General features: G+C 56.3%; 34 protein-coding genes and 1 tRNA gene. All 35 read right to left on the reverse strand.

The features are described 5' to 3' along the window. Positions 1-1,786 (reverse strand): serine/threonine-protein kinase (locus NTW95_09605; GenBank protein ID MCX6557666.1); only part of this gene is annotated, 1,786 nt, incomplete at its 3' end. Between the two features lie 145 nt (positions 1,787-1,931). After that, on the reverse strand, positions 1,932-2,183 hold the full coding sequence (locus NTW95_09610) for a hypothetical protein (protein ID MCX6557667.1): 252 nt from the start codon (positions 2,181-2,183) through the stop codon (positions 1,932-1,934). Positions 2,184-2,214: 31 nt separating this feature from the next. Beyond that, positions 2,215-2,529: a formylglycine-generating enzyme family protein gene (locus NTW95_09615; GenBank protein ID MCX6557668.1), complete on the reverse strand. Its 315-nt coding sequence runs from the start codon at positions 2,527-2,529 to the stop codon at positions 2,215-2,217. A gap of 41 nt (positions 2,530-2,570) precedes the next feature. After that, positions 2,571-4,010, reverse strand: coding sequence for a hypothetical protein (locus NTW95_09620; protein ID MCX6557669.1), 1,440 nt, complete (start codon positions 4,008-4,010; stop codon positions 2,571-2,573). Positions 4,011-4,279: 269 nt separating this feature from the next. Next, a complete protein-coding gene (locus tag NTW95_09625; GenBank protein ID MCX6557670.1) occupies positions 4,280-5,308 on the reverse strand; it encodes a hypothetical protein in 1,029 nt (342 codons plus the stop codon). Positions 5,309-5,321: 13 nt separating this feature from the next. Then, positions 5,322-6,134: a lipoate--protein ligase family protein gene (locus tag NTW95_09630; GenBank protein ID MCX6557671.1), complete on the reverse strand. Its 813-nt coding sequence runs from the start codon at positions 6,132-6,134 to the stop codon at positions 5,322-5,324. Then, positions 6,134-6,640: a polymer-forming cytoskeletal protein gene (locus tag NTW95_09635; GenBank protein MCX6557672.1), complete on the reverse strand. Its 507-nt coding sequence runs from the start codon at positions 6,638-6,640 to the stop codon at positions 6,134-6,136. The genes NTW95_09630 and NTW95_09635 overlap by 1 nt, the downstream gene beginning before the upstream one ends. A gap of 29 nt (positions 6,641-6,669) precedes the next feature. Further along, positions 6,670-6,741: transfer RNA gene (locus tag NTW95_09640), tRNA-Gly, on the reverse strand. Positions 6,742-6,747: 6 nt separating this feature from the next. Beyond that, the gene (rplQ, locus tag NTW95_09645; protein MCX6557673.1) at positions 6,748-7,155 is read right to left on the reverse strand and encodes a 50S ribosomal protein L17; all 408 of its coding nucleotides are present in this window, start codon (positions 7,153-7,155) and stop codon (positions 6,748-6,750) included. Between the two features lie 4 nt (positions 7,156-7,159). Then, the gene (locus NTW95_09650; protein MCX6557674.1) at positions 7,160-8,182 is read right to left on the reverse strand and encodes a DNA-directed RNA polymerase subunit alpha; all 1,023 of its coding nucleotides are present in this window, start codon (positions 8,180-8,182) and stop codon (positions 7,160-7,162) included. A 10-nt stretch (positions 8,183-8,192) separates the two neighbouring features. Further along, positions 8,193-8,828 carry a 30S ribosomal protein S4 gene (gene rpsD / locus NTW95_09655; protein MCX6557675.1) on the reverse strand — a complete coding sequence of 212 codons (636 nt, stop codon included), beginning with the start codon at positions 8,826-8,828 and terminating at the stop codon, positions 8,193-8,195. A gap of 11 nt (positions 8,829-8,839) precedes the next feature. Further along, positions 8,840-9,235, reverse strand: a complete 396-nt coding sequence (gene rpsK, locus NTW95_09660) for a 30S ribosomal protein S11 (GenBank protein ID MCX6557676.1) — start codon at positions 9,233-9,235, stop codon at positions 8,840-8,842. A gap of 12 nt (positions 9,236-9,247) precedes the next feature. Further along, entirely contained in the window at positions 9,248-9,616 is a 369-nt protein-coding gene (gene rpsM, locus NTW95_09665; protein ID MCX6557677.1) for a 30S ribosomal protein S13, read from the reverse strand. A gap of 9 nt (positions 9,617-9,625) precedes the next feature. Continuing rightward, positions 9,626-9,739, reverse strand: coding sequence for a 50S ribosomal protein L36 (gene rpmJ, locus NTW95_09670; protein MCX6557678.1), 114 nt, complete (start codon positions 9,737-9,739; stop codon positions 9,626-9,628). Between the two features lie 9 nt (positions 9,740-9,748). Next, positions 9,749-9,976, reverse strand: a complete 228-nt coding sequence (infA, locus tag NTW95_09675) for a translation initiation factor IF-1 (GenBank protein ID MCX6557679.1) — start codon at positions 9,974-9,976, stop codon at positions 9,749-9,751. Beyond that, the gene (map, locus tag NTW95_09680; GenBank protein MCX6557680.1) at positions 9,976-10,743 is read right to left on the reverse strand and encodes a type I methionyl aminopeptidase; all 768 of its coding nucleotides are present in this window, start codon (positions 10,741-10,743) and stop codon (positions 9,976-9,978) included. Before map ends, infA begins: the two co-directional genes overlap by 1 nt. Beyond that, complete coding sequence (locus NTW95_09685) at positions 10,740-11,135, reverse strand: nucleoside monophosphate kinase (protein MCX6557681.1); 396 nt, start codon at positions 11,133-11,135, stop codon at positions 10,740-10,742. The genes map and NTW95_09685 overlap by 4 nt, the downstream gene beginning before the upstream one ends. Continuing rightward, on the reverse strand, positions 11,132-12,511 hold the full coding sequence (gene secY / locus NTW95_09690) for a preprotein translocase subunit SecY (GenBank protein ID MCX6557682.1): 1,380 nt from the start codon (positions 12,509-12,511) through the stop codon (positions 11,132-11,134). The genes NTW95_09685 and secY overlap by 4 nt, the downstream gene beginning before the upstream one ends. Continuing rightward, entirely contained in the window at positions 12,508-12,960 is a 453-nt protein-coding gene (gene rplO, locus NTW95_09695; protein ID MCX6557683.1) for a 50S ribosomal protein L15, read from the reverse strand. The genes secY and rplO overlap by 4 nt, the downstream gene beginning before the upstream one ends. Then, on the reverse strand, positions 12,947-13,168 hold the full coding sequence (gene rpmD / locus NTW95_09700) for a 50S ribosomal protein L30 (GenBank protein MCX6557684.1): 222 nt from the start codon (positions 13,166-13,168) through the stop codon (positions 12,947-12,949). Before rpmD ends, rplO begins: the two co-directional genes overlap by 14 nt. Further along, positions 13,159-13,659 (reverse strand): 30S ribosomal protein S5, encoded by a 501-nt coding sequence (gene rpsE / locus NTW95_09705; GenBank protein MCX6557685.1) that lies wholly within the window; start codon positions 13,657-13,659, stop codon positions 13,159-13,161. Before rpsE ends, rpmD begins: the two co-directional genes overlap by 10 nt. An 11-nt stretch (positions 13,660-13,670) precedes the next feature. Continuing rightward, positions 13,671-14,045, reverse strand: a complete 375-nt coding sequence (gene rplR, locus NTW95_09710; protein MCX6557686.1) for a 50S ribosomal protein L18 — start codon at positions 14,043-14,045, stop codon at positions 13,671-13,673. 2 nt (positions 14,046-14,047) lie between these two features. After that, positions 14,048-14,581 carry a 50S ribosomal protein L6 gene (gene rplF, locus NTW95_09715; GenBank protein MCX6557687.1) on the reverse strand — a complete coding sequence of 178 codons (534 nt, stop codon included), beginning with the start codon at positions 14,579-14,581 and terminating at the stop codon, positions 14,048-14,050. Between the two features lie 8 nt (positions 14,582-14,589). After that, a complete protein-coding gene (gene rpsH / locus NTW95_09720) occupies positions 14,590-14,988 on the reverse strand; it encodes a 30S ribosomal protein S8 (GenBank protein MCX6557688.1) in 399 nt (132 codons plus the stop codon). A gap of 9 nt (positions 14,989-14,997) precedes the next feature. Then, on the reverse strand, positions 14,998-15,183 hold the full coding sequence (locus tag NTW95_09725; protein ID MCX6557689.1) for a type Z 30S ribosomal protein S14: 186 nt from the start codon (positions 15,181-15,183) through the stop codon (positions 14,998-15,000). A gap of 10 nt (positions 15,184-15,193) precedes the next feature. After that, entirely contained in the window at positions 15,194-15,733 is a 540-nt protein-coding gene (gene rplE / locus NTW95_09730) for a 50S ribosomal protein L5 (GenBank protein MCX6557690.1), read from the reverse strand. 9 nt (positions 15,734-15,742) lie between these two features. Further along, entirely contained in the window at positions 15,743-16,069 is a 327-nt protein-coding gene (gene rplX / locus NTW95_09735) for a 50S ribosomal protein L24 (GenBank protein MCX6557691.1), read from the reverse strand. Then, positions 16,070-16,438: a 50S ribosomal protein L14 gene (gene rplN, locus NTW95_09740; GenBank protein MCX6557692.1), complete on the reverse strand. Its 369-nt coding sequence runs from the start codon at positions 16,436-16,438 to the stop codon at positions 16,070-16,072. It abuts the gene before it with no gap. Next, positions 16,435-16,722: a 30S ribosomal protein S17 gene (rpsQ, locus tag NTW95_09745; protein ID MCX6557693.1), complete on the reverse strand. Its 288-nt coding sequence runs from the start codon at positions 16,720-16,722 to the stop codon at positions 16,435-16,437. Before rpsQ ends, rplN begins: the two co-directional genes overlap by 4 nt. Further along, entirely contained in the window at positions 16,706-16,912 is a 207-nt protein-coding gene (gene rpmC / locus NTW95_09750) for a 50S ribosomal protein L29 (protein MCX6557694.1), read from the reverse strand. The genes rpsQ and rpmC overlap by 17 nt, the downstream gene beginning before the upstream one ends. Next, positions 16,909-17,334 (reverse strand): 50S ribosomal protein L16, encoded by a 426-nt coding sequence (gene rplP, locus NTW95_09755; protein MCX6557695.1) that lies wholly within the window; start codon positions 17,332-17,334, stop codon positions 16,909-16,911. The genes rpmC and rplP overlap by 4 nt, the downstream gene beginning before the upstream one ends. 2 nt (positions 17,335-17,336) lie before the next feature. Next, positions 17,337-18,020 carry a 30S ribosomal protein S3 gene (rpsC, locus tag NTW95_09760; protein ID MCX6557696.1) on the reverse strand — a complete coding sequence of 228 codons (684 nt, stop codon included), beginning with the start codon at positions 18,018-18,020 and terminating at the stop codon, positions 17,337-17,339. Further along, complete coding sequence (rplV, locus tag NTW95_09765; GenBank protein MCX6557697.1) at positions 18,020-18,373, reverse strand: 50S ribosomal protein L22; 354 nt, start codon at positions 18,371-18,373, stop codon at positions 18,020-18,022. The genes rpsC and rplV overlap by 1 nt, the downstream gene beginning before the upstream one ends. 10 nt (positions 18,374-18,383) lie before the next feature. Further along, positions 18,384-18,665, reverse strand: a complete 282-nt coding sequence (rpsS, locus tag NTW95_09770; protein ID MCX6557698.1) for a 30S ribosomal protein S19 — start codon at positions 18,663-18,665, stop codon at positions 18,384-18,386. 4 nt (positions 18,666-18,669) lie between these two features. Then, a partial coding sequence (rplB, locus tag NTW95_09775) for a 50S ribosomal protein L2 (protein MCX6557699.1) occupies positions 18,670-18,828 on the reverse strand: 159 nt, incomplete at its 5' end.

Genomic DNA, 18,828 nt, shown 5'->3' on the forward strand with positions numbered 1-18,828 from the left:
TGATGAGAGTAATTTTCCCAGCCAGGGTGACAACTTTTAAACTCAGCCGCCAATTTTCCAGGATGACTGCCTGGCCATAACGGTTCCTGGGGGGAAGGAGCTCCACTGCCGTAAACGCTCGGGAAATCAGCGCTTGCACCTGCATTGTCAGGTTTGGCGGATCAACCATCAACAACTGCGTATCCATAGAATTGATCGATATTTTCCCAGCGCCATCGACATTGAGCCGAACGGAAATTTGCCCGAATGCGTTTATGTTTTCCATGGCCAGCGAAATTATAATGCGCTGAAGTTTTTGGCCGTATTCTTGGGTGAGTTGTGAGTCCAGCTCAAACAAACCGATCCTTTTCAATTCTTTTTTTTGAGGAATATCTGTGGTACTGCTCTGGACTGACTGGGTTTTCTGCATGTTTTCTGCGGCCAATCGTGCCGCTTCCGCTTCTTTTTGCTTATTCACTATTGCTTTTTGCTCTTCCTCAAGCCGCTGCCGCTCCTGCTCTTCCCGCTGTTTTTTAGTTGCCTCCGCTTTCAGAAACTGGTTTTTTGCCGCGATTGCTTGTCGTTCTATTTCTTCTTGCACTATCCTTTTATTTTTAGCCTGTTCTGCAGCCAACCGTTGCTTCTCCGCTTCGTTGGCAGCCAACTGTTCGCGTTTTTTTATTGTTTCCGGGTCTTCTGGCTGCGGTTGAATGATTTTCGTTTCGGGAAGTTTTAAGGGCGTTTCACGCTTGTCCCCGCCAGGGGGAATCTCCCCTACGTTGGCATTATTGCTCTGTTTGTTCCACACCACTACCACAATCAACATCACAACTACCAATGAACCCACCAGCCAGGGGACCAGGCGATGGCGGTTTTTTCCGACAGCGGCCGCACGGTCGCGGAAATTGTACGCAAGGGTTTTCAGGGGGATGGTGTGACATGCCTTATCAGTCTCCGGAAGTGGACCGGACGGTTTTTTTATCTCGGATGGCTTTTGGAACTCACCGATCAATCCGTCGATCAACCTCTGCAATTCGCCACTAGAAGCTACCCGTTGCTCCGGGTCCTTGGCCAGGAGTCCTTCCAGAAGCGGCTGGTAGCGTGACAGGGAAGCGGGCAGGACCGGAAGGGGTTCATTCATCTGCTTCATACAGACGGCGATGGGATCGGTGGCTTCGTAAGGCACTTTGCCGATGAGCATTTCGTAAAAGACGATCCCCAGGCTATAGAAATCGGCCCGACCGTCGATGTCAGCACCGCGGATCTGTTCGGGGCTCATATAATGTGGTGTGCCCACCCACATGCCGGTGCGTGTCAGTTTTGTCGTGGAGTCCAGCGCCTTGACGATGCCGAAATCGGTCAGGACAGGAGTGCCGTCCTCGCGGAACAGGATGTTGTCGGGCTTGATGTCGCGGTGGACGAACCCTTTCTGGTGGGCGTAATCCAGGGCCTGCCCCATAGTGAGCATGATGCGCAGGGCAACATCGGGTGCCAGCGCTCCCTGCTTAAGCCGCTCCTTTAAACTTTTCTGCAAACACTCCATGACGATATAGTGGCAGTTGCGCGTGGCGCCCACGTCGTAGATATGCAGAACATGCTGGTGGCTCAGTTTGGCCGCGGTCTGCGCCTCCTTGACGAAGCGGGCGGAAAAACTCGTGTCGCGAAAAAGATCGGGAATGATTACCTTGATAGCCACCCTGCGGTCCAGGTTTTCCTGCACTGCTTCGTATACGTCGGCCATCCCGCCCTGGCCCAGCATTTTAATGATTCTGTATCCCGGGATCACTGGAAGATCATTCATAATCATTCCTTTTTTGTATCATTGCCGCCTGTTTCACAAGTATCAAATTCTTTAGTCGCTAAAAAGGCTTGAATCATGATTTTCCCATTATCTTTTAGTTTTCACTATAATTATTTTCTCATTTATTGTCAAATATTCAATCTTCCCGCGCCTACCTGGTCGGGTTGATTATTTTCGCAATCAGGGGAATGTCGTCGGGATCAGCGGCGGCGAAACAGACGCGCTCGACGCCGGCCGGGATCAGGTCGTAAAATGATTTCAATTCGTTGAGGTGGATCGGGGCGCTGCTGCGCCAGTTACGCACCTGCAGTTTGACGTCCAGTTTGGATCCCCAGATTCTGAGGGCCGCCTCCAGAGTGGCTCGGAAATGGCTGTGGCTTGGCCGGAAACTGGATAAAAACAAGCAAAAGGTAGAAAAGCAAAAAAGCACAAGGTTATTCACCTGTCCTCGCCAGGCGTAAACCAATGCTGCCGCCATAATAATCGGGGTTAATGCGGTTGCGAGCGGCGCTACGAACATACTGGGCTTCGTGGAAAAAGCAACCACCCCGCATCACGCGTTGGGTGCCGCTTACCGGCCCAGTCGGATCGGTCTGATACTCACCACTATAGTACCCATCCCAGTCCTGGCACCACTCCTCGACATTACCCAGCATATCATATAAGCCCCAGGCATTAGCCTGCTTTTGGCCAACCGGATGGGTGTGCCGCCCGCAAGGGAGGCCTGAATTGGAGTGCCGATTTCTAATTTACAACTTTAATATGACATAGTGAAAAGAATTAACAGTTGTCAACGATATAACCAAGCGATGGTACAACTACTTGTTGTAAGACTTGTGACAATAAAAACAATATAATGCCCCTCTTCACCTTCCATCGCCAATGAAACATAGACATGATTTACAATTGCAGCCACCCCATTCCGAGTGTATCCTGACGAAGGAATCGATATATCTTCAAGTGCGATGCCTGGTTGGGGGCCAAGATCAATTATTCCCCTTTGACCAAAATTATTCGACCAAAATCCAGATCCACTTGAAGAATAATAGAAATCACCTCCAGTGCAGTAACCACGTGATCCATTAGAAAAATCATAACTCTCTCCATTATACAGTGTAAGAACGGATGGTGGTGAAGGTGGTTCAATAATTAAAAAAGCATTATCGCTTCTGTCATTCACGGCTGTATTAGCAATATTGCTGACAAGTACAAGGCAAGTTGAAGAAAGAGCATTAGGAACAGTCCAGGTATAATTCCCATTGTTGGACGATGATCCTGAGATAAGATTCCAAGACGATCCATTGTTTGTCGAATATTCGATTTTCACGTTGGCAATTGATCCGGTCGAGGCCCAAGTTATATTGTGATTTGTCCCAACGCGCCATTTCTCACCGCCATTGGGCGAGGATACCGTCAGGGTGAGCTTAATGGCAGAAACGTCCAACACATGGTCCCTGTCCATGGTTACGAAACCACTGGCCGAAACCACGGCATTGTCGAGCTTGACTTGCAGACTGCCATAGTCCGCTTGGGAACTGTAGCTGTAATTGATGACTTGACCCTTGGTGTAAATAGTCGTAACCCCCGGGAAACCGATGGTACCAACGCCAAGGTTAACCGTCAGGGTTAGCTTTTTTTTCTTGGTCAGCAGCACAATTAAGACAACCACTGCACCAACTCCCAATATGACCAGAAGCAGGGGGAATTTCTTTTTTTTCTTCACCACCGCAGAGGCGCCCTGTTTCGGCATCTCAACGGCCTGTGGCTCGACCTTTGGCTGTTGTTCTACGGTCTTGGGTTCGCTCTTCTTCTGCGGGATGACCGGCTTTGTAGTCGTCTCGGCCGCGACGGGAAGGTTCCCGGCCAACTGCGCCTTGGCCTTCATCACCCGTTCCCTGAACCCGTAGTTGGACGCGTCGCGGTCGAAACCGGGAAGGGTGGAGAAGACCTTGAGCAATGCTTCGTCACATTTGGGGTCATCGCCAACCTCGTAGTATATATTGGCCAGGAGGTACCAGGCGGCGGCCAGGTTCGACTTCTGCTCCGGCTTGGCCTTGATTTCGCCGATGTAGATATCGAGCACCTGCACCGCCTCGTTGTACTTGCCCTGGAAAAACAAGGCCTGGGCCTTCGACAAAGGCGTCTCCGCCTGGCTATACACATAATCATTGAACAGCACCAGGAAAGAAAACGCCACAAGGGTCCCCAATGCCAACAGTTTTTTCAGCATATCAATTCTCATTTAGCTCTCCGGATAACCGGTCTGCAGATAGCCGTTTTCGCATACCTGAATGTACGGATAATACCCAATCAAAATAAATTTTTCAAATTGCAAATTGTAGCGACTATCTTAAAACTGCCCCCTTGCCTGCAGCGTTTCTTATAGAAAAAACCAGTCGGCGGTCAAAGAAAAAATCGCATAAAATAAAAAGCCAATTATCTGTTGGTTTTACTATAATTACTTTCTCGTTAATTGTCAAATATTCAATCTTCCCGCGCCTACCTGGTCGGGTTGATTATTTTCGCAATCAGGGGAATGTCGTCGGGATCAGCGGCGGCGAAACAGACGCGCTCGACGCCGGCCGGGATCAGGTCGTAGTAGGATTTAAGTTCCGCCAGGGGAATCAATTCGCTGGTCTGCCAGTCTCGCACCTGAAGCTTGACCACCAGCCTGGACCCGAAGCATTGCAGGGCGGCGGCGGTCATCCTAGCAAAATAGTCCTTGTTATCGGCCTCATTCAGGTTCAGCTCGCTTTGGATCTGCCGCTGGTAGGCCATCAGGTAGAAATAGTCGAGCGAACTCGCGGCCAGGGCCGGCAGGTCGTGGGCGTACCAGGAGCGCCCCTGCTCCGGAGCCAAGGGTATTTCGTAATGGAGGTTCATGCCGATTTTCAATTGAGGATTGAGCGCCTTGCAGGCGACGATTATTCTGTCAAGCAGCTGCGCCACCCGTTCGCACTTCAGCCGCTCCCAGGCCCGGCTTTGGACGCTGTTGCCCTGAGCCATCAGGTGCTCGTCGGCGGGCCAGCCGGTGGCCCGGGCAAAACAGGCCTTGCCCCAGTTGGAGAAGCCCTCGCTGCGGCGCAACACCAGGTCGTCCTGGATCAGGATGCCCTGGACCGGCTTTCGCGCCAGCTCGCTAAACATGGTGACGATGATCCGCTCGGCGTCGGGATTGAACAGATCGAGCTTGGGAATAATGCGCCTGTGACCGTCCTGCCATTCCAGGTCCAGGTAACGGGAATCGTTGAACCATTTGAAAAAACGGCCGCCCATCCAGGCCCAGAGCCCGACCTCGTTGCGTCCGAAACGTGGCGCCCAATCGTCCAGCAGCGGCCGCACCACCTTGAAGGAGGAGTTGGCAAAATAGAGGCCGCCATTTTTTTCATCGTCGCTGAACACGCGCACGATGAGCTTGGCGAAGCCCTGGGCACGCAGGAACTGCGGATCGGGGGGGGCGGGGTAATCGTTGCGCCGCAGTTGGATCTCATGGCTGCGGACCGGCACAGCCCCTAATCCCAGGCTCAACAAAAGGCAGAGGCTACAGAACCAGGTTCCAGGCATCGGAACTGTATTTATCGGCCAGCGCCGCCAGCTGCTGCTGGTCTTCCCGGCTGAATTCCAGCGGGGAAAAATCGCCGCCGACAAAGGACCGGAAACTCTCCACCAGGGCGGCGGTCAAATCCTCGCAGCTGCGCCCGGAGATGTCGCTCCAGGTAGTCATGCTGCGCGCGAGCAGCTCGGGGTTGAAATTGGCGCCGGCGGCATGGCGGTCATAGTTCATCGTCAGCGGGATGGAGCCGTGCTGCAGCAGGGCCTGCTTGTCCCTTTTCTGGGCCGAGCCGATTATTTTCCTGCCGTTGACCTCGATTTCGTTGGGAGTGGGAAATGAAAAACAGGGATTGTGGCTACGCGAAAGCTCGGAGGGGCTGCCCTGGGAAAGGACGGCTTCCACACCGAGTGAACGCAGGGCTTGGACAAGCACCCGCGAAATCAGCAAGTAGGATTGGTGCAGGTCGTGTTCCTTGAAGAACAGGTCCTCGGACGAGGCGATGGCGTAGGTAATCTCATGATCGTGGAGCACGGTCTTGCCGCCAGTGATGCGCCGCACGTAATCGCAGCCGTTCGCTCTGATGAAGTCCAGGTTCAGGGCCTTGGCGGCTTTCTGGGAAACACCGGTCGAGAACGTCGGCCGCGCCCACGAGTAGATCCTGAGAAATCCGCATCGTGCTTCATGGCACAGCCGGAACAGGTATTCGTCCCGAGCCATGTTCTCGGCCGCTGGCCTGGGTTCCGTCTCCAGCAGCAGGAACCAGGAGGGCGTCTTCGCCCCTCCCCTTGTGGGAGAGGGCATTACTTCTTGCTTTTCAGATAGGGGCTGTGGTGTTCGCCGGTTTCGGCCGGCTGGGTGGCTTCACCCGTCCCTTTGTGGGACTGGGTGGCGGGAGCCTCATCCCGGCCTTTGCCTTTCTCGTCGCGGCCGTGCATTTCGATATTGCCCTCGAATACGCCGCTGTCGGCGATGACCACCCGCGGCGCGTTGATGTTGCCGTGCAGCACGCCGGAGGGGACGATCTCCACCCGCTGGCCGCCCTTGACGTTGCCGGTGACCTTGCCCTTGATGATCACTTCCCGGGCGCTGATTTCGGCTTCCACGTTGCCGTTCACGCCGATGATCAGCCGATTCTTGACGTTGATGCTGCCCTGGACCTTGCCCTCGATCAGGATCTCGTCATCGGAAAATACTTCGCCCTTGATCAGCAGGGTGTTGCCGATCAAGGAAGACTGGTTGGCGGAAGCCGGCGCGGCCGGGGCGGGTAGCGACGGCTCGGGACTTTTTTTCTGGGAAAATACTGCCATGGGAACTCCTTAGATCAAAACTGGAAAAAAGCGGGCAACGGGATTTGAACCCGCAACACCAAGCTTGGGAAGCTTGTACTCTACCATTGAGCTATGCCCGCCCGCGTTCATTTTTTTGGCGCCTTTTTTTCTTTTTTCTTTTTTTCCTTGGGCACGAACTGATAATCGACGAATTCGAGGATCGCTGTCTCGGCGCCGTCCCCTTTGCGGAAATCGCTGCGGATGATGCGCGTGTAGCCGCCCTGGCGGTCCATAAAGCGCGGGGCCACTTCATCGAAGAGCGTCTTCACAGTTTGGCGCTTGAAAAAGTAGGCGAACGCCCGGCGCTTGTCGGCCAGGGTTCCCGACTTGCCCAGGCCGATCATCTTTTCGACGATGGGCTGGACCGCCTTGGCCTTGGCCAGGGTGGTGGTGACGCGGTTCTTTTCGACCACGCTGGCGGTCAGGTTGCGCAGCAGTGCCCGGCGATGAGCCGGATCGCGCCGCAGTTTGTATCCGTCCTTGGCATGTCTCATGTTGCTAGTCCTCCATGACCTCGATGATGTTTTTCTTCTGGAACTTTTCCTTGAATTCGGAACGCAGGGCCTCGGGGATTTTCTGCCCGAGACCGAGGTTGTATTCGGTCAGCTTGCCGATGATCTCTTCGAGCGATTTCTTGCCGAAGTTCTTGGAGTTCAACAGTTCGTGCTCGGTCTTCTCCACCAGTTCGAAAATGTAGTCCACGCCGAGGCGCTTCAGGCATTTCAGGGCCCGCACCGACAACCCCATCGATTCGACGGATTTTTCCAGGTACTCGGTCTTGCTTTCGATGTCGGCGTCGCCTTCCTGCTCCCCGCCGACCTTGAGCTTTTCCTTATCCGGATAGTCGATGAAGACCACCAGGTGCTCGCGCAGGATCTTGCCCGAGCGGGTCAGGGCTTCCTTGGGCGAGATGCTGCCGTTGGTCCAGACCTCGATGGCCAGCTTCTCGTAGTCGGTGGTCTTGCCCACGCGCGACGGCTGGATGGTGTAATTGACTTTCTCCACCGGGTTAAAATTGGCGTCGACCGGGATGAAGTCGACCGGTAGCGTCTCGTCGAAATTCTGGTCGGACAACTTGAAACCCAGACCGCGCTTGATGACGATCTCGGCCTTGAACTTGGCGCCATCTTCCATGTAGGCCAGATGAATGTTCTTGTCCAGGATCTCGATGCTGCCGTCGGTGACGATGTCCCCGGAAAGGATCTCGCCCGAGCCCGTCTTGTCGATGGTCACCACCTTGCTCTCGTCGCCGGTCATCTTGAGCGGAATGGTCTTCATATTTAAAATGATGTTCAGCACGTCTTCGTAGATTCCCGGGATGATCGAAAATTCGTGCAGTACGCCATCGATGCGGATGGCGGTGATGGCCGCGCCTTCGATCAGCGAGAGCAGGACCCGGCGCAGGGAGATGCCGATGGTCGTGCCGTAGCCGCGTTCGAAAGGCTCGGCGGTAAAGCGTCCGTAATTGGGAGTCAATTCCTCAACATCCAACTTCCGGGGGCGCTGGTATTTCAAATTCATGAGTCCCTCCTTATTTCGAGTACAGCTCGACGATCAGGCGTTCTTCGATCTCTTTCAGGGAAACGTCATCACGGCTGGGAAGAGCGTTGACCTTGCCGCTGAAAGTAGAGCTGTCGACGATCAGCCAGCCCGGCACTTCGACCAGCCCCTTGACATCCTCGATCATGGCTTTCACATTCTCGGCGTTCCGTTTCTTTTCGCGGAACGAGATTTCATCGTTGACGCCCACGATGTAGGAAGGAATGTTGACCTTCTTGCCGTTGACGCCGAAGAAACCGTGGCGGATCATCTGCCGCGAGTGGTTGCGCGAATAGGCGAAATTCATGCGGTAGACGACGTTGTCCAGGCGCAGCTCCAGGTTCTTGAGCAGGTTCTCGCCGGTAATGCCCTTTTTCTGGGTGGCGGCGGCGAATACATTGGAAAACTGCCGCTCGCTCACGCCGTAGAAGCGCTTCACCTTCTGCTTTTCGCGCAACTGGAGCTTGTAATGGCTCTTGCGGAAGCTCACCCGCGACCCCTTCATCCCGGGCGGGTAGTTCTTGTGCTCGACCCCGCATTTATCGCTCAGGCAGCGTCTGCCCTTGAGAAATAATTTCTTGCCCTCGGCGCGGCATAAACGACATAAAGATCCAGTATATTTTCCCACGTTGCTCCTCCTTACACCCGTCTCTTTTTCGGCGGCCGGCAGCCGTTATGCGGAATCGGGGTGACATCCTTGATCGACTTCACCTGGAAAGCGGTGCCGCCGATCGAGCGGATCGCGCTTTCGCGCCCGACGCCGGGCCCCTTGACGCGGACATCCAGCGTGCGCAGGCCGAAATTTTCGGCATCCTTCAACGCCTTCTCCGCAGCCAGCTGGGCGGCGAAGGGGGTCGATTTCCTAGAGCCCTTGAACCCCACCATCCCACCCGAAGCCCAGGCCAGCACCTTGCCTTCGGGGTCGGTGATGGTGATGATGGTATTGTTAAAGGTGGAGTGGATGAACATGATGCCGTGATCGATCGTCCGCTTTTCCTTCTTTTTCGTCTTGGTACTGCTTTTTCTTTGTGCCATCGGCTTTCTCCCTTATTTCTTCTTCTTGATCATCGAGCCGCGCGGGCCCTTGCGCGTCCGGGCGTTGGTCTTGGTTCTCTGGCCGCGGACCGGCAGGCCGCGCTTGTGCCTGCGGCCCCGGTAGCAGTTGATATCCATCAGACGCTTGATGTCCTGGTTGACCTTCTTTTTCAGGTCGCCCTCGACCATCTCGTCCGATTCAATATGCTTGCGGATCCGGCTTAGTTCTTCGGCGGTCAGATCCTTGATTTTTTTGTTCAGATCGACCTTGACACTTTCCAGTATCAGCCTGGACTTGGGACGGCCAATTCCGTAGATGTAGGTCAAGCCAACTTCCACCCGCTTGTGATTGGGGATTTCGATTCCGGCGATTCTAGCCACTTTGCCTCCTTATCCTTGTCTTTGCTTGTGCTTCGGATCCTTGCAGATCACGCGCACCACGCCCTTGCGCTTGACTATCTTGCAATTGGTGCAAATCTTTTTTACCGATGCTCTGACTTTCACATATGCCTCCTATTTAAACCTGTAAATAATCCGTCCCCTGGTGATGTCGTAGGGCGATATCTCCAGGAGTATCTTGTCTCCGGGCAGGATGCGGATGTTGTTCTTGCGCATTTTTCCAGACGGGTGCGCGGTGATGCGATGGTGGCTGGTTTCCAGCTCCACCAGAAACATGGCATTGGGCATCGATTCCAGGATCACGCCCTTGACCTCGATGACATCTTTTTCCTTGTTGGCCATCATATCCTCGTCAAGATCTCGGCGCCGTTGTCGGTCAAGGCGACCGTATGCTCGTAATGGGCGGAAAGGCTGCCGTCGCGAGTCACCACCGTCCAATCATCGTCCATGGTCTGCACCTCGAACGAGCCGGCATTGATCATCGGTTCGATCGCCAACGTCATGCGGCTTTTCAGCTTCGGGCCGCGCTTGCCGTCGTAGTAGTTTAGCACCTGGGGATCCTCGTGCAGGCGGCGGCCGATGCCGTGCCCCGACAGGTCGCGCACGACCTCGAAGCCCCGGGCATGCACGTGACCGTCGATGGCCTTGGCGATGTCGCCCAGGTGGTTCCCCGGCTGCGCCTGCTCGATGCCGAACTGCAGCGCCTGCCGGCAGGTTTCCAGCAGGTCGCGGGCGCCGGCGGAGATGGCCCCCACCGGATAGGTGCAGGCCCCGTCGCCGTAATAGTCCTTGTAAATGGTGCCGACGTCGATGCCGATGATGTCCCCTTCCTCGAGCCGGCGCTGGGCGGAGGGGATGCCGTGGACCACTTCCTCGTTGATCGAGGTGCACAACGTGGCCGGAAAAGGCTTGGCGCCGCCGCGGCCGGGGTAGCCCTTGAAACCGGGCCGGGCCTTGAGGCTGAGGATGCGCTGTTCCGCCCACTGGTCCAATTCCAGCGTGGTGACGCCGGGCTTGATCTTCTCTTCCAGCTCGCTCAGGATGACGGCGATGATGCGATTGGCCTCGCGCATCAGGGCAAGCTCCTGGTCCGTTTTCAGCATGATCATGCGATCAACCCTTTGAGCGCTTCGTAGACGCGGGCGGCCGGTCCGCCGCCATCGATGCGCGCCAGAACGCGCTGGCGGTCGTAATAGTCGATTACCGGCATGGTGCGCTCGTTGTAGACACGGAAACGCTGGCGGACCGCCTCCTCGTTGTCGTCGGCACGCTGGCCGACGCGGCCGCCGCAGACATCGCAGACGCCGTCGCGCTTGGGCGGACGTGTCATCCGGTTGAAGATGGCCCCGCAATCGCTGCAGGTCAGCCGCGACAGCAGCCGTTCGACGGCTTCAGCCTCGCTCACTTCGATGAAAATGGCTTTCTCGCTTTCGCACCGGATGAAATCACCCATCGTGCCTTTCCCCGAACCCGGCGCGCCGAACAGGATCAATCGCTTCATCCGCGCCGTCCCCTGATCCTGCCCTTGCGCGAGAAAGAATCGTAATTGCGCATGGTCAGCTGCGATTCGATCTGCTGCACCGTGTCCATGGCCACGCCGACGACGATCAAAATCGACGTGCCGCCAAAGTAGAACTTGACGTTCAAGCCTTCGTAGAACCAGCGCGGCAGGTTGGCTTCCAGGAAATCGCCGACAAACGGCAGGGCCCCGACCTTGAAGCCGGTCATCAGGAATTCGGGCAGCAGGGCGACCAGCACCAGGTAGATGGCGCCGATGAACGTCAGCTTGGAAAGGACGCCGTCGATGTAGTCGGAGGTGTTCTTGCCGGCCCGGATGCCGGGGATGAAGCCGCCGTATTTTTTGAGGTTGTCGGAGACATCGGCGGGGTTGAAGATGATGGAAATATAAAAATAGGTGAAGAAGATGATCGAGGTGATGTACAGCAGGTTGTACAGGGGCATGCCCCAGGTGAGCTGCTGGGTGATCTTCTGGGCGATGGGGTGCTTGATGAACTGCAGGATGGTGGCCGGAAAGGTGATCACCGAGGAGGCGAAAATGATCGGGATGACGCCGCCGGTGTTGACCTTCAGGGGCAGGAAGGTGCTTTGCCCGCCCATCATCTTGCGGCCCTGGATGCGCTTGGCGTAGGTGATGGGAATGCGCCGCTGGCCCATCTCCACGAAACAGATGAAGGCGATGACCACCACGATGACGGCCAGCAGGAACATCAGCTTTAGCGGGCTCATGTCGCCGGTTTTCAGTCCCTCCATGGTGTTGCCCACGCCGGGCACCAAGCCGACCACGATGCCGGCGAAGATGATCAGCGAAATACCGTTGCCGATGCCCCTTTCCGATATCTGTTCGCCCAACCACATGATGAATATCGTGCCGGTGGTCAGGGTGAGCACGGTCAGCAGGCGGAAGCCCCAGCCGGGATTGAGGACGACCGGGATGCCGTTGGGGTTCATCCGCTCCAGGCCGATGGCGATGCCGCCGCCCTGGATGAGGCAGATGAGCACGGTGCCGTAGCGGGTATACTGGGTGATCTTTTTCTTGCCCAGCTCGCCTTCCTTGGCGATGCGGTCCAGGTAGGGCCAGACCACCTGCAGCAGCTGCAGGATGATCGAGGCGCTGATGTAGGGCATGACCCCGAGCGCGAAAATGGTCATCCGCGAGATGTTTTTGCCGGAAAACATGTCCATGAATCCGAAGAAGGTCCCCTTCAACAGATCGAAAAATTGCTTCAAGGCTTCCGAATTCAAGCCGGGGGTGACGATTTGCGAGCCCATGCGGTAGACGGCGAGGAGCAGCAGCGTGAAGATGACCCGCTTGCGCAGCTCAGGAATGACGAAAATATTTCTGATGAATCTGATCAATTTTCTTCTCCTTGAAAGACAACCGCCTTGCCGCCGGCCTTTTTGATCTTATCCAGGGCGGCCTGCGAAAAGTGATGGGCTTGGATCGTCATCTTGCGCGACAGCTTGCCGTTGGCCAGCACCTTGATGCCGGCGCGGCGCTTGTGGGCCAGGCGCTGGTCGAAATAATCCTGAATCTTAACCTCGCTCAAGCCGCATTTGTCCAGGTCGACCAGGTTGACGATGTTGAATTCCTTCTTGAAGATGTTGGTAAAGCCGCGCTTGGGCAGCCGGCGCACCAAGGGCATCTGCCCGCCCTCGAAACCGCGGCTGTGCTGGTAGCCGGAACGGGACTTCTGGCCGTTGTTGCCCCGGCCGGCGTTGACGCCGTAGCCGGAACCGGGCCCGCGCCCGACCCGCTTCCTGTTGCGCACCGCCCCTTTGGCCGGCTTTAGGTTACTTAGATTGATCATGTTCGATCTCCTCCACGTGCAACATGAATCCGATTTTATTGATCATGCCGAGTATCTCCGGTCTTTTTTCGCGGATCACCACCGAGTTGATCTTGCGCAGGCCCAGGCCCTTGACCGTCGCCTGCTGCCGCTCGGACCGGCCGATCAGGCTCTTCACCAGTTTTATTTTCAGGCGGGGGTAGTCCGCCTTCTTTTTTACTGCCATAAATCCTCCTTGCTCTTGCCTCGTTTGGAGGCGAACGTGTCGGGGCTGAGAAGCTTCTGCAGCCCGTTCATGGTGGCCCGGGCCACGGTGATCGAGTTCTTGCTGTGCAGGATCTTGGTCAGGATGTTCTTCACTCCGGCCAGCTCCATGATCACCCGGACGGCCCCGCCGGCGATGACCCCGGTGCCGGGGGAAGCCGGGCGCATGACGACCCGGGAAGCACCGTAGGCGCCGATTTTATAATACGGGATGGTCTCGTTGATGATCGGCACCTTGACTATGTTCTTCTTGGCGTCGGCAACGGCCTTTTTGATGGCCAACGGCACTTCGCGCGCCTTGCCTTTGCCCATGCCCACCTGGCCGTTCTTGTCCCCGACCACCACCGCCGCCGAAAAGCGGAGGTTTTTTCCGCCCTTGACGACCTTGGTGACGCGGCGGATGGAGATCACTTCTTCTTGAAACAGTTCGTTGCTATCCATGTAGTGCTGCACGTTGCCTCTCCTTAAAACCGGATTCCCTTTTCCCGGGCGGCGTCGGTGAAGATCCTGACGCGGCCGGCAAAAGCGTAGACGTTGCGGTCAAAAACGACGCTGGCGATGTTCTTTTCCTGCAGCCTGGCGGCGATGGTTTCGCCCAGGAGCTTGGCCGCTTCCTTGTTCTTGGGGCTCTTCAGCTTGGCATGCAGATCCTTTTCCAGGGTGGATGCGGCGGCCAGGATTTGGTGGCTGGCGTCGTCGATGACCTGGGAATAAAGGTATTTGTTGGTTTTTACCAGGATCAGCCGCGGCCGCGCCTGGGTGCCCCTGATCTTCGCTTTCAGGGCGTTGCGCAGCCTGGTGGCCTTGACCTTTTTAATTTTGTACTTGGCTGTAATCATGATCACACTCCTGCCGCTTTTCTGACTTTCTGTCGCAGCACCTGGCCCTCGAGCCTGATGCCCTTCAATTTATACGGCTCCACCGGCCGGATGCTCTGGATGTTGGCGCAGACCTGCCCCAGCAGCTGCTTGTCGTGGGAGAACAGGACGAAGCTGCCCGGGTTTTCCTGCGTGGCCGAGACGCCGGCCGGCAGCTCGAAATCGACCGGATGCGAATGGCCGACCTGCAGGTTGATCACCCTGCCCTTGACGGTGGAACGCCAGCCCTTGCCGACGATTTCTATCTTGCGTGAGAAATGCTTGGCCACGCCGACGACGGCATTGCGCACCAGACTCCAGGTCAGCCCCTGCAGGGCCTTAAAGGAGTCGTCGCGGCGCGTGACGTGGACATTGCTGCCCTCGATCTTGACCTCAATGCCCTCTGGGACTGGCACGGACAGCTCGCCCTTGGGCCCCTTGACCTTGACCCAAGCGCCATCGACCTTGACAGTGACTCCGGCTTCAAAAATTACGGGTTTGGATGCTAAACGCGACATGCTTCCTCCTACCAGACGTACAGGAGGACTTCGCCGCCGATGTTGCGCTTCTTGCACTCTTTGCCGGTGACGATCCCTTGCGAGGTCGAGATCACTGCCACGCCCAGGCCGTCAAGCACCTGGGGGATGCCGTCCACTTCGGCGTAGACGCGCCGTCCGGGCTTGGATACTCTCTTCAGTCCTTCAATCACGTTCTGCTTTTTGCCGCTGTATTTCAATTCCACGAAAAGCTGGTTGGGCAGCCGGGTCTTGTCGACCTTGAAATTGGATATGTACCCTTCCTCTTTCAGAATCTTAGCGATTTCCAGTTTGACGGTTGACAGGGGAATGGCCACATCCTTTTTTTCCGTCAGGATGGCATTCTTCATGCGCGTCAACATGTCGGCGATGGGGTCTGTATGCGCCATTTTATCTCCTTACCAGGATGCCTTGGTCACACCCGGGATTTCTCCTCTTAATGACAACTCGCGGAAACACAACCGGCACAGCTCGAATTTGCGGTAGACCGCCCGCGGCCGGCCGCACAAGCGGCAGCGGGTGCGATAGCGGATTTTATACTTTTTTTTCTTCAACTCTTTGACTTCGGATGATAGTTTTGCCACGCGTTCCTCCTTAATCCTTGAACGGGACGCCCAAATGTTTGAGCAGGGCCAGGCCGTGGGCGTTGGTCTTGGCCGAGGTTTTGAAGGTGATGCCCATGCCTTTCAATTTCTCCACCTTGCTGAAGTTGATTTCCGGGAAAACCAGCTGGTCCTTCAAGGCGATGGTGTAGTTGCCGGTGCCGTCGAAGGACTTGTTGGGCATGCCGCGGAAATCCTTCATGCGCGGGATGACGATGGTGACGAAGCGATCCATGAAATCGTACATCCGTTCGCCGCGCAGGGTGACCATGGCCGCCACCGGCTGGCCGGCGCGCAGGCGGAAAGTGGCGATCGACTTCTTGGCCCGGCGCATTGCCGGTTTCTGGCCGGTGATGGCGCCCAATTCCTCCATCACCTTGTCCAGAATCTTGATGTTCTGGGTGGCCTCGCCGACCCCGGAGTTGATGACGATGGCGTCCAGTTTCGGGACCATCATCACGTTGGGGAAATTGAGCTCCTTCATCAGCGCCGGCCGGATATCCTTTTTATACTTTTCATACAAACGGTTCATGATTCACTCCTAGTCCAGCACGACGCCACATTTCTTGCAGACGCGCTGCTTGCCGGCGTCGCTGACGCGGTAGCCGATGCGGACGCCCTGTTCGCATTCCTTGCAATAGTACATCACGCTGGAGATCGGGATGGCCCCCTCGCGCTCGACGATGCCGCCCTTGATGTTTTTCTGCGGATTGGCGCGCACGTACTCCTTGATGATGTGAATCTTTTCGACCACCACCCGGTTTTTTTCCGAGACGATGCGCAGGATCTTGCCGGTCTTTTTCTTGTCCTGGCGGCGGCCGCTCTGGATGATCACCGTGTCGTTCTTCTTCAGTTTGAATTTTTGCATTTAGATCACCTCCGGGGCCAGGGAAACGATTTTCATGAATTTCTTTTCGCGGAGCTCCCTGGCCACCGGACCGAACACGCGCGTGCCGACCGGCTCGTTGGCCTTGTCGATGATCACGGCGGCGTTGTCCGAGAAGCGAATGTACGAACCGTCGCGGCGGCGGATTTCCTTGCTGGAACGAACAATCACAGCCCGGATCACGTCGCCCTTCTTTATCTTGGCGTTGGGTTCGGCCAGCTTCACCGAGCCGACGAAAATGTCGCCGACTTTGGCGATCTTGCCGACATCGCCGCCTAGGGCCCGGATGAACATGACTTCCTTGGCGCCGGAATTGTCGGCTACTTTCAGCTTGGTCTGCATCTGGATCATTGGGGCACCTCTTCCTTCTGGGTGGTCTGGGTCACGCTGGTGACCAGCCACCGCTTGTTCTTGCTGAGCGGCCGGACCAGTTTGATGGTCACCAGGTCACCCGGCTTGCATTTCCTTTCCTCGTCGTGGGCCAGGAAACTCGATTTTTTCTTGATGATCTTCTTGTAGGCGGGGTGGCTGACGACCCTTTCCACGCTTACCGAAACCGTTTTATCGGCCTTGGCCGACATGACCACGCCCTGCTGGGTGCGGGCAATTTTTTCTTTTTTAGGCGTCTTTTCCATCTTGGGACCTCATTTCCTTAAGTATTGTCATTAAACGGGCGATGTCTCGCTTGGTTTGCCTGATCTTGTAGGGGCTTTCCGCCTGCCCCAGGGTTTTCTGAAACTTCTGCTTGAACAGCTTGTCCTTCAACTCGTCCAGCTTGTTCTGGATCTCGCTGTGCGCCAGGGTTCTGATCTCTTTTACCTTCATAGTCCCGCTCCTATCTGCTGCCGCGAAATGAACCGGGTCTTGATCGGCAGTTTCCGCTGCGCCAGCTTCATGGCTTCCCTGGCCACCGTCTCGTTGACGCCTTCCAGCTCATAGAGAATGCGCCCGCGCTTGATGACGTCGACCCAGAATTCGGGGTCGCCCTTGCCCTTGCCCATGCGCACCTCGACCGGTTTCTTGGTGACCGGCTTGTAAGGGAAAACGCGGATCCACAGCTTGCCGCCGCGCTTGATGAAACGGTTGATGGCGATGCGGCCGGCCTCGATCTGCCTGGCGGTGATCCAGTCGTTCTCCATCGATTGCAGGCCGAACTCGCCGAATTCCAATTTATTTCCCTTGGTGGCAATGCCACGGCGTTTGCCCCGGAAAACCTTCCGATGCTTGACTTTCGCTGGCATTAACATGGCTATTCTCCTTTCTCTTCTATTTCGATCTCTTGCCTGCGGTAGCGCTCCTTCTCCTTGTCGCCGCAGTACACCCAGACCTTGATGCCGATCTGGCCGTAGTCGGTGAATGCCTCGGTGAAGCCGTAATCGATATCGGCCCGCAACGTCTGCAGCGGAAGCTTGCCCACCAGGTACCACTCGGCGCGGGCTATCTCGGCTCCGCCCAAACGGCCGGAAACCCTGACCTTGACCCCGGTCGCCCCGGCGCGCAGGGTTGAATCAACCACCTTGCGCATGGCGCGGCGGTAGGAAATGCGGCGCTGGATCTGGAAGGCCACGCCCTCGGCGATCAGTTGCGCGACCAGTTCCGGGTTGCGGATCTCGATGACGTCGACCAGGATCTTGTCCATGGTCTTCTTGGTGATGGTGCTGATGAACTTCTTCAGTTCCTGGACGCCCGAGCCGCCCTTGCCGATCAGGATGCCCGGCCGCGCCGTGTTGATCTGCACGCGGATGGTGTCGGCGATGCGCTTGATCTCGATCGAGGCGATCCCGGCGTGCTTGTATTTTTCCTTGACGCGTTTTCGGATCTGGATATCGGTGTGGAACTGGTCGATGTAATTCTGTCCCTTGCCATACCACAAAGAGAGCCAGCCCTTGTTGAACCCCAAGCGAAAACCGAACGGATGTGTTTTCTGTCCCATTATTTCCCCTTCCTTTCGTCTAAGTATAAGCTGATATGCGCATAGCGTTTCAGGATGCGCATGGCCCGGCCGCGCGGCGCCGGCCGGAAGCGCTTCAGGTACGGCGCCTGGCCGACATGGGTCCTGGCGATGTAAAGGTTGTCGACGTCGATGTTCGGGAACTTGACCTGGGCGTTGGCGATGGCCGAGCGCAGGATGTCCATCACGATACCGGCCGCTTTCTTGCGCCGGGAGAACTTCAGGATGGTCAAGGCTTCGCCGGCGTCCTTGCCCTTGATCAGGTTGACGATCAACTGGCTCTTCTGAGGGGAAATCTTCAAATATTTTCCTTTGGCCACAGCGATTTCACTCATGCGCGACCTCCTACACCTTGGCGGCTTTGTTGTCTTTCGACGTATGGCCGCGGAAGGTTCTGGTTTCGGCGAATTCGCCGAGTTTCAATCCCACCATGTTCTCGGTGATGTAAATCGGGATGAATTTCCTGCCGTTGTGGACCGCCATGGTCATGCCGACCATTTCCGGAATGACGGTGGAGCGCCGGTACCAGGTCTTGATGATCTCTTTTTTCCCGGAATTCCTGGTTTCAATGACTCGTTTAAGCAATTTCGCATCAATGTAAACGCCTTTTTTTAGTGATCGGCCCATTTATTTACCCTCTCCTTTTCACAATGAATTTCGTGGTGCGCTTGTTGCGCCGGGTCTTGTAGCCCTTGGTCGGCTTGCCCCAGGGGGTGACCGGGTTGCGGCCGCCCTTGGTTTTGCCTTCGCCGCCGCCGTGGGGATGGTCGATCGGGTTCATGACCGTGCC

It is taken from the genome of Candidatus Aminicenantes bacterium, from assembly GCA_026393795.1.
In the GTDB taxonomy this organism is placed as follows: Bacteria; Acidobacteriota; Aminicenantia; order UBA2199; family UBA2199; genus UBA2199.

Coding starts and splice junctions, on each gene's coding strand:
- NTW95_09620 (MCX6557669.1), bottom strand. CDS start 4,010: ATGCTGAAAAAACTGTTGGCATTGGGGACCCTTGTGGCGTTTTCTTTC.
- NTW95_09630 (MCX6557671.1), bottom strand. CDS start 6,134: ATGCCCTCTCCCACAAGGGGAGGGGCGAAGACGCCCTCCTGGTTCCTG.
- NTW95_09635 (MCX6557672.1), bottom strand. CDS start 6,640: ATGGCAGTATTTTCCCAGAAAAAAAGTCCCGAGCCGTCGCTACCCGCC.
- rplQ (MCX6557673.1), bottom strand. CDS start 7,155: ATGAGACATGCCAAGGACGGATACAAACTGCGGCGCGATCCGGCTCAT.
- NTW95_09650 (MCX6557674.1), bottom strand. CDS start 8,182: ATGAATTTGAAATACCAGCGCCCCCGGAAGTTGGATGTTGAGGAATTG.
- rpsK (MCX6557676.1), bottom strand. CDS start 9,235: ATGGCACAAAGAAAAAGCAGTACCAAGACGAAAAAGAAGGAAAAGCGG.
- infA (MCX6557679.1), bottom strand. CDS start 9,976: ATGGCCAACAAGGAAAAAGATGTCATCGAGGTCAAGGGCGTGATCCTG.
- map (MCX6557680.1), bottom strand. CDS start 10,743: ATGATCATGCTGAAAACGGACCAGGAGCTTGCCCTGATGCGCGAGGCC.
- NTW95_09685 (MCX6557681.1), bottom strand. CDS start 11,135: ATGAAGCGATTGATCCTGTTCGGCGCGCCGGGTTCGGGGAAAGGCACG.
- rpmD (MCX6557684.1), bottom strand. CDS start 13,168: ATGGCAGTAAAAAAGAAGGCGGACTACCCCCGCCTGAAAATAAAACTG.
- rplR (MCX6557686.1), bottom strand. CDS start 14,045: ATGATTACAGCCAAGTACAAAATTAAAAAGGTCAAGGCCACCAGGCTG.
- rplF (MCX6557687.1), bottom strand. CDS start 14,581: ATGTCGCGTTTAGCATCCAAACCCGTAATTTTTGAAGCCGGAGTCACT.
- rpsH (MCX6557688.1), bottom strand. CDS start 14,988: ATGGCGCATACAGACCCCATCGCCGACATGTTGACGCGCATGAAGAAT.
- rplE (MCX6557690.1), bottom strand. CDS start 15,733: ATGAACCGTTTGTATGAAAAGTATAAAAAGGATATCCGGCCGGCGCTG.
- rplX (MCX6557691.1), bottom strand. CDS start 16,069: ATGCAAAAATTCAAACTGAAGAAGAACGACACGGTGATCATCCAGAGC.
- rplN (MCX6557692.1), bottom strand. CDS start 16,438: ATGATCCAGATGCAGACCAAGCTGAAAGTAGCCGACAATTCCGGCGCC.
- rpsQ (MCX6557693.1), bottom strand. CDS start 16,722: ATGGAAAAGACGCCTAAAAAAGAAAAAATTGCCCGCACCCAGCAGGGC.
- rpmC (MCX6557694.1), bottom strand. CDS start 16,912: ATGAAGGTAAAAGAGATCAGAACCCTGGCGCACAGCGAGATCCAGAAC.
- rplP (MCX6557695.1), bottom strand. CDS start 17,334: ATGTTAATGCCAGCGAAAGTCAAGCATCGGAAGGTTTTCCGGGGCAAA.
- rpsC (MCX6557696.1), bottom strand. CDS start 18,020: ATGGGACAGAAAACACATCCGTTCGGTTTTCGCTTGGGGTTCAACAAG.
- rplV (MCX6557697.1), bottom strand. CDS start 18,373: ATGAGTGAAATCGCTGTGGCCAAAGGAAAATATTTGAAGATTTCCCCT.
- rpsS (MCX6557698.1), bottom strand. CDS start 18,665: ATGGGCCGATCACTAAAAAAAGGCGTTTACATTGATGCGAAATTGCTT.